Below are 3,426 nucleotides of genomic sequence, written 5' to 3'. Positions count from 1 at the left end.
TCGATAATATCGCTACCCCCACCCCGACCCTCCCCCGCTGCGGGCTTCGCCCTGCGGGGGAGGGGGAATTTCGCTTTTACCCGCAGAATCTAAACAGGTTCTAACCTAACCTACAAAGATTCACGGCTGAATTGTAACCACACCCTACCGACCAACGCGCTGGGGCTTATCCCTCTGGCGACAACGGATCTCCCCACCCTACGCCGCCCAGGCGTCGGCGATTTCTTCCGCCTGCTCCAGCACGAACTCAATCGCCGCCGCTTCCGCGTCCGGCGGGTATTTGTAGCGCTTCAGCGCGCGTTTGACCAAAAGGCGCATCTGCGCGCGCACGCCGTCCTTGTATTTCCAGTCGATGCTCGCCGATTTCCGCAGTTTTTCGGTGATTTCTTTGGCAAGCGCTGCCAGCACCGCTTCCGCCATTTGTTCGCGCGCGCTGTCGTTGCGGGCAAGGGCGTCGTAGAAGGCGAGTTCTGCCTCGGACAGCCCCAGTTTTTCGCCGCGCGCGAGGCGTTCTTGTAGTTCGCGGGCGAGGTTTACCAGCTCTTCCAGCACTTCGATGACGCTCAAATTGTGGTTGTTGTAGCGGTTAATCGCTTCTTCCAGCCGCGCGGCGAAGTCTTTTTGCGCGGTGAGGTTGTTGCCCGCCGTTTCGCGGATTTTCGCTTGCAGGTAGCGTTCGGCGGCGGCCACCCACAGGTGCGGGCTGTCGCTCGCTTTCACCGTGTGCAGGAAGTCGTCGGAGAGTAAATCCAGCCGCGCCTGCGGTTTGCCGAGTAGGTCAAAGAGGTCAATCACGCCGTCGGCGCTGATGCTTTGGTTGATGAGCGCGGTCAGTTGCAGCAGGTGGTCGCCGCCGCTGGTGCTGTCGGCGCGTTTGGCGAGGACGGCGCGCACCGCGTCGTAAAAGGCGATTTCTTCGCGGTACGGCGCGGTCTCGTCGCGCGCGCCGCAGAGGGCGAAGCCTTTTTTGGCGAGGCGCACTGCGTCGAGGAAACGCTTTTTGCGTTGCAAGTCGCGCTCGGCGTGGTCCAGCGCGCTGATGTGTTCGGCGGCGCGGCGGATGTGGGCCAGCAGCGCCTGCGGTTCTTTTGCGGCGAGCGCGGCGGCGACGTCAAAGGCGCTGCCATTTACCGGGCTGGCGAACTGACCACGCACCACGTCGAGATGTTCCTGCATTTTGGCGAATACCGCAGTGATGTCGCGCGTCATTTCTCCCTTGCCACCATCGCGCGAGTAGCGCCGCGTCGCCTCTTTCAGCGCGTCGGTCAGCCCGATGTAATCGACCACCAGCCCGCCGTTGTCGCGGCTTTTGTTTTTGAAGACGCGGTTTACCCGCGCAATCGCCTGCATCAGGTTATGCCCCTGCATCGGCTTGTCGAGGTACATGGTGTGGCAGCAGGGCGCGTCGAAGCCGGTGAGCCACATGTCGCGCACGATGACGATTTGCAGCGGGTCGTCCGGGTCTTTGAAGCGCTTTTCCAGCGTCTTTTTCTCCTCGCGGCTGTAGAGGTGCGGCTGAAATTCGGGCGGATCGCCCGCGCTGCCGGTCATGACGATTTTCAGCGCGCCGCCGTTCACCTCATCGCTGTGCCAGTCCGGGCGCAGGGCGATGAGGTGGTTGTACAAATCGACGCAAACGCGACGGCTGACCGCGACCACCATCGCCTTGCCGGGCGCGACCTGGTTGCGCTGCGCAAAGTGCGCCACCAAATCGGCGGCGAGGTCGCGCAAGCGGGCATCCGCGCCGAGGATGTGCTCGCGCAGACGCAGTTTGGCGCTGGCTTCGTCGGCGTCGCCGTCCAAATCCTCAAAAAGTTCGTGCAGCCTGGCTGCATCGACGTTGAGGCGGATTTGCCGTGCCTCATAGACAATCGGCACGGTCGCGCCGTCATTGACCGCATCTTGCAGGTCATACACCGAGACATAGCGGCCGAACACCTCCTGCGTGTCCTTGTCTTCCAGACTGAGCGGCGTACCGGTGAAGCCGATGAACGAAGCGTTGGGCAGGGCATCGCGCAAATGGCGGGCATAACCGGCGCGCATCTGCCCGCTACTGCCAACCTTCATCGCAAAGCCGTACTGACTGCGGTGCGCCTCGTCACTGATGACGATAATGTTGCGCCGCGTATTGAGCGCCGGGAAGCGTTCCTCATCCTCGCGCGGCGCGAACTTCTGCACAGTAGTGAAAAACACCCCGCCCGCCGCACGCGCCGCCAGCACGCGGCGCAGCTCCTCGCGGCTGTCTGCCTGCAGCGGTGCTTGCTTGAGCAAATCCTGCCCGGCGCTGAAGGTCTGAAAAAGCTGACCGTCCAAATCGCTGCGGTCGGTAACGACGACCAGCGTCGGATTCTGCAACGCCGCCTGCGCCAGCAACTTGCCCGCATAAAACAGCATCGAAATCGACTTGCCCGAACCCTGCGTATGCCACATCACGCCGATGCGCCCGTCGCCGCCCTCGCCGGACGCGGCAAGCGTCGCCGCCACCGCCGCATTCACCCCGTAAAACTGATGATAGGCGGCGCACTTCTTGACGGTTTGCCCGCGCGCATCGCGCTCAAACAGCACAAAAAAGCGCAAATAATCCAAGAGCGTTTCCGGGCGCAGCAGCCCCTCGACCACCCCGGCAAGCTCATCGGCAAACGGCACGCGCGCGCTGTTTGCCGCCTCATCGACCACCCGCCACGGCGCAAAGCGCTGCCAGTCGGCAGAAAGCGAGCCGACGCGCGCCTCCGTGCCATCGCTCACAACCAGCAACTGATTGAAAACAAACAAATCCGGCAGCTCCGCCTTGTACGTCTGCAACTGGTTGAACGCCGACAGCAACGCCGCCGCCTCGCGCAGCGGATGCTTCAACTCCAGCACCACCAGCGGCAGGCCGTTTACAAAGAGAATGACGTCGGGAATGCGCTTGCCGCGTGTGCCGCGGATTTCCAGCTGATTGACCGCGACAAAACCATTCGCCTGCGGCTGCTCAAAATCGAGCAACATCGCCTGCACCGTTTTCACCACGCCATCGGCGCGAAAACTGACCGGCACACCGTGGCGCAGCCAGCCATAAAAAACGCGGTTGCGTTCGAGCAAATCGCCGACATCCGGCTTTGTCACCGTGCGCACCACCTCATCGACCGCTTCCGGCGGCAAATCAGGATTAAGTTTGGCGACTGCTTGCCGGAGCTGTTCGGTAAAAACGACGCCCGCCATGCCGCCACGGGCAAAATCACCCTCGGCAGTGGGTAAGTTTTTGCCATATTGATACTGCCAGCCAACGGCTTGCAATTGCTGCAAACAGGTATTTTCGATCAGTGCTTCATTGATTTTTGGGGGCATGGGGGTTCCTTTTGATGAGTAGGGTGGGTCTTGACCTTATGAAATCCCCCTCCCCCGCAGGGCGAAGCCCGCAGCGGGGGAGGGTCGGGGTGGGGGTAG

At 62.0% G+C, this 3,426-nt stretch carries 1 protein-coding gene; it reads right to left on the bottom strand.

The annotated features are described in order from the left end of the window. Nucleotides 1-198: 198 nt before the first annotated feature. The gene (locus Q0349_RS03820; protein ID WP_298079554.1) at nt 199-3,327 is read right to left on the bottom strand and encodes a type I restriction endonuclease subunit R; all 3,129 of its coding nucleotides are present in this window, start codon (nt 3,325-3,327) and stop codon (nt 199-201) included. Between the last annotated feature and the right edge of the window lie 99 nt (nt 3,328-3,426).

This window comes from uncultured Cardiobacterium sp. (assembly GCF_938028185.1).
Classification (GTDB): domain Bacteria; phylum Pseudomonadota; class Gammaproteobacteria; order Cardiobacteriales; family Cardiobacteriaceae; genus Cardiobacterium.
The sequence above is the reverse complement of the archived record's forward strand: the minus strand, read 5'-3'. Positions and strand labels throughout refer to the sequence as shown.

Excerpts from the sequence above, each read along its gene's own strand:
- Q0349_RS03820 (WP_298079554.1), bottom strand. The coding sequence starts at position 3,327 with ATGCCCCCAAAAATCAATGAAGCACTGATCGAAAATACCTGTTTGCAG.